The organism is Flavobacterium sp. (genome assembly GCF_031409475.1).
Taxonomy (GTDB): domain Bacteria; phylum Bacteroidota; class Bacteroidia; order Flavobacteriales; family Flavobacteriaceae; genus Flavobacterium.
In genome coordinates this window covers 1-3,502 of record NZ_JANNXH010000054.1, presented here as the reverse complement: position 1 = coordinate 3,502, position 3,502 = coordinate 1, and the positions used below count along the sequence as shown (strand labels likewise).

General features: G+C 31.0%; 3 protein-coding genes. All 3 read right to left on the bottom strand.

Annotation, left to right across the window (positions count from 1 at the left end):
• Positions 1–301: 301 nt before the first annotated feature.
• From RMO53_RS09895 to RMO53_RS09885, 3 genes are read right to left on the bottom strand one after another with little or no spacing between them, the layout of a single operon-like run.
• On the bottom strand, positions 302–1,702 hold the full coding sequence (locus tag RMO53_RS09895) for a Sau3AI family type II restriction endonuclease (protein WP_310380134.1): 1,401 nt from the start codon (positions 1,700–1,702) through the stop codon (positions 302–304).
• The gene (dcm, locus tag RMO53_RS09890) at positions 1,686–2,972 is read right to left on the bottom strand and encodes a DNA (cytosine-5-)-methyltransferase (RefSeq protein ID WP_310380132.1); all 1,287 of its coding nucleotides are present in this window, start codon (positions 2,970–2,972) and stop codon (positions 1,686–1,688) included. Before dcm ends, RMO53_RS09895 begins: the two co-directional genes overlap by 17 nt.
• Entirely contained in the window at positions 2,962–3,270 is a 309-nt protein-coding gene (locus RMO53_RS09885) for a helix-turn-helix transcriptional regulator (RefSeq protein WP_310380130.1), read from the bottom strand. The genes dcm and RMO53_RS09885 overlap by 11 nt, the downstream gene beginning before the upstream one ends.
• Between the last annotated feature and the right edge of the window lie 232 nt (positions 3,271–3,502).

Below are 3,502 nucleotides of genomic sequence, written 5' to 3'. Positions count from 1 at the left end.
ATTGATTTGGTCAATGACAAAAAGTTTGTGCTCGAAAGTAACTTTTTGATAGCTGTTTTTTTGACAGGCTTGATTTGTGGGTGTTTCCATAGGATACTAAAAGTGTTTAATTTTTAGTCAACCTATTTTAGGACGATACATGCGGTCGAATTACTGCTAACGTCTCGTGGCTTGCAGAAGTTGGGGATTTGGTTAGCCTAAACTTTCAGTAAATCACTGAACAAAAAAGTACAAAACAATGTGTAAATTCAAGACCAAAACCCCAATTTTTGCAAACCGCTGTTAGCAGTAGTACCTTTTTCTATTTCAGATAAATTTCATTTTTCACATAAGTATTGTTCAGCCAAAAACAATGTTTTGTGTATTCATTTTGTTTAGTTAACCTGTCTTTTTTCGGCAATTCATATGCATCCAAAGCATTTGTTGCGTGAGGACGAACGTGAGAAATCGAACTAAATTTCTTGCTAGGAAAATTCGTGAAACGAATTTCCTTGCCATTTTTATTTGTTTTTATTTCGTTTACTATTTCGCCTTTTGCAACAATTTGTTTTGTTTTTGTCCAAACTTTTTCGACTGCAATTAAGTCTAAATATGGCATATTCCAAAATTTGACTTTTCTTAAAATTAGTTTTTCGTTCTCAAATTGAAAGAATACAAATAGAAATTTATGTTCTAAAATATCTTTAAAATCGGAATCTTCCCATTCTTGGTTTACGATTTCTTGATATTTAAAATTTGGAAATGAAATGTCTTCTTTTGGCAAATCATTTTCTTTTAAACGAACTGTTTTTACAATTATTTCTGCTTTTTCAAATTCCTCAATTTCTTTATTAAGTTCAATTCCAAGAATTGCTTTTGTCAAATTTGCGTAGAAACTTTTTGCTTTTGTATTGATTTCAATTTTTAGAATTTTTACAATATCTTCTTCGGTTTTTCCGTAAAATGGTTTAAATTTAGAAATTACAATTTCCTCAATTGTTTGTTTTTTAGCAACTTGTGCGTTTGGAATTAATTTTCCGTAAATTCCTTTGCTTTCGTTTGCAATTGATGCAATGATATGATTTACATATCCTTGCTTAAATGAATATGCTCTTTGTTTTGCTGGAATTTCTGAAAATGGTTGTTTTCTGACCGACAAAGCGTTTGCACCTTTGGTGCAAGCACCAAGATAAAAAGTGTCGCCTTCTGAAAGTTCGTGTGCTTTTCCGTCAGATATTTTTTTTGTGATTAATTCCCAATCTTTTTTAATTATTTCTAAATCAGTCGATGGAAAACTCCATTCATCAACCAATTTTATCAAGTAATCCAAAATGTCAAAACCTGCATTATGAAGATAGAAAATTAAAAGAATGCTTGCATTTTTTTTGAAGAAATCGCTATTTTCAAAACTTTGGTTAACAACATTAACGTAGTTAATGATATTCAAAACCAATCGCTCTTTTGAGCGAAATTCTTCGTTTTTTAATTGCTTTAGTGGCGAAGATTTTAACTCCATTCCAATTTGTGCAAAATCTGCTTCTGCGTTTGAATTTGGTTCATAACCAAAATAAAACTTTTCCAAAACTTGTCCAAAGTTTCCCTTTCCAGAATACGAATGCTCTAAAACTTTTGCGTCGCAAACTTGCCGTAAAGATTTTCCTTTTAACCTTTTTGCATACTCAATTACAGAGTTTTTGTCACTTGGATTATACTGTAACTTCATTATTTATTTTTTGAGTTAAAGCAATTCCTATTTTCTCTATTACGCCAACAACCAATGCATTACCCATAAAAAAAGCACGTTTTGTGTCTGTAACACCGTCAAATTTTGTGTGATTATCGGGAAACATATTTAGTCTTTCTAATTCAACTGGCGATAATCTTCTGTAACCTTTTTCGGTTTTTATAACGTGTTTAAATCTTGAAGCAGATTTTCCACCTTCGCCTGTTATAATGGTTCTTGATGGTTTGTCTAATGAATCGGGAAAAATCATTCCGCCTTCACTATAATTATATTCAAATCCTTGAGCGTTTTTACGCATTTCTTTCTTTGCACCTTTCAGATAAAACCATTTGTCCAAATCTTCCTCGTTTATGTAAAATTCTTCGGTAACTTCTCCGTTTTGAATTATGTCTTTTAAAATTGTAAATTTATCTTCATAACTTGGTTTTGTTTTGATTGTTGTAACAATTCCGTCAATCATAATTCCTGTATTTTCAAACATTCCTGTTTTTCCGTTTATGTTGAAATTTTCTGAAATTTCAACAATATCTCCTTTTAATTTAAATTCTTTTGGAAATAAAATATTGTCTGATTGAACTGAAAAAGCGTTTGCCAAAGTTCCATTTTTTAGAATCCAATCCGTTGGATTAGTTTCTTTCATTTCGTTATAAATTGTTGAATTTTGTAAATACGCCAAAATGAAAATTCTTTTTCTTCGTTGAGGCATTCCATATTCTGATGCATTTACAACTCGCCATTCAACAGCATATCCCAAATCATTCAAACTTTTTAGAATTATTGCAAAATCTCGTCCACGTTGTCCTGATGGTGAAATCAAAAGCCGGTCAACGTTTTCAAGAAATAAATATTTAGTTTTGTTTTCTTTTTCGCTCAAAATTTTGTGAATTGACCACCACAAAACACCTTTTTTTCCGATTAATCCTTTGGAATTCTTTAGCGTTGTTGCAACCGAGTAATCTTGGCAAGGAAATCCACCAACTAACAAATCGTGATTTGGAATTTGAGATACTTCAACTGTCGAAATATCTTGATTACAATGACTTTTTTTATCCCATCGAGTTTCATACACCATTGATGCGTGTTGTACTTTGGTCGATGGTTCCCATTGATTGCTCCAAACGATTTCGTATGGACTTTCAAAGTTTTCTTTATAATTTGACGATGCAGATTTACTATTCCAACCCTCTAAACCAAGGCGAAATCCACCAACTCCTGCGAATAATTCTACAACTTTTATTTTATCTTCCATCGTGAATAGTTTTTAAGTATATTGCTTTTTCTTCTGCTACTTTTAGAACTTCTCCGATATTTTCTTCGTAAAAAATTGTGTTGGCGATTTTGTCGCTTAACCAACTTGTAACCAAATTATTTTTGTCTAAATTGTAATATTCAGCAAATTTTTCAACTTGTTCTTTTGTTGGTTTTCTTTCTCCACGCTCAAATTTACTCACAATTGCTTGATCAATTTCAAGTGCAGACGCAACTTGTCTTAATAAAAGTCCTTTGCTTTCTCTTTCGTTTTTTATAATATCTCCAAATGTTTCCATAAGACAAAATTTGTTTTGACAAAAATAGTCAAATTAATTTCAGAAACAATTTTTTAGAGATTTATTTTTCAAATTTCTCTTTTTCTGCGGAGGCGGATTCAAGTATCTAACGCAACATCGTTAGTTATTTAGTTAGTATCAAAAATATTAAAATTCTTTTAAATCTGCCTAATTTTAGAATAACTTTTTTGGCTTTTTGAATTAGCCAAAAGTTATTTCCAAAATTAGCTAT

Bases quoted from the DNA above. Each gene is read 5' to 3' on its own strand.
- RMO53_RS09885 (WP_310380130.1), bottom strand. From the start codon at position 3,270: ATGGAAACATTTGGAGATATTATAAAAAACGAAAGAGAAAGCAAAGGA.
- RMO53_RS09895 (WP_310380134.1), bottom strand. From the start codon at position 1,702: ATGAAGTTACAGTATAATCCAAGTGACAAAAACTCTGTAATTGAGTAT.
- dcm (WP_310380132.1), bottom strand. From the start codon at position 2,972: ATGGAAGATAAAATAAAAGTTGTAGAATTATTCGCAGGAGTTGGTGGA.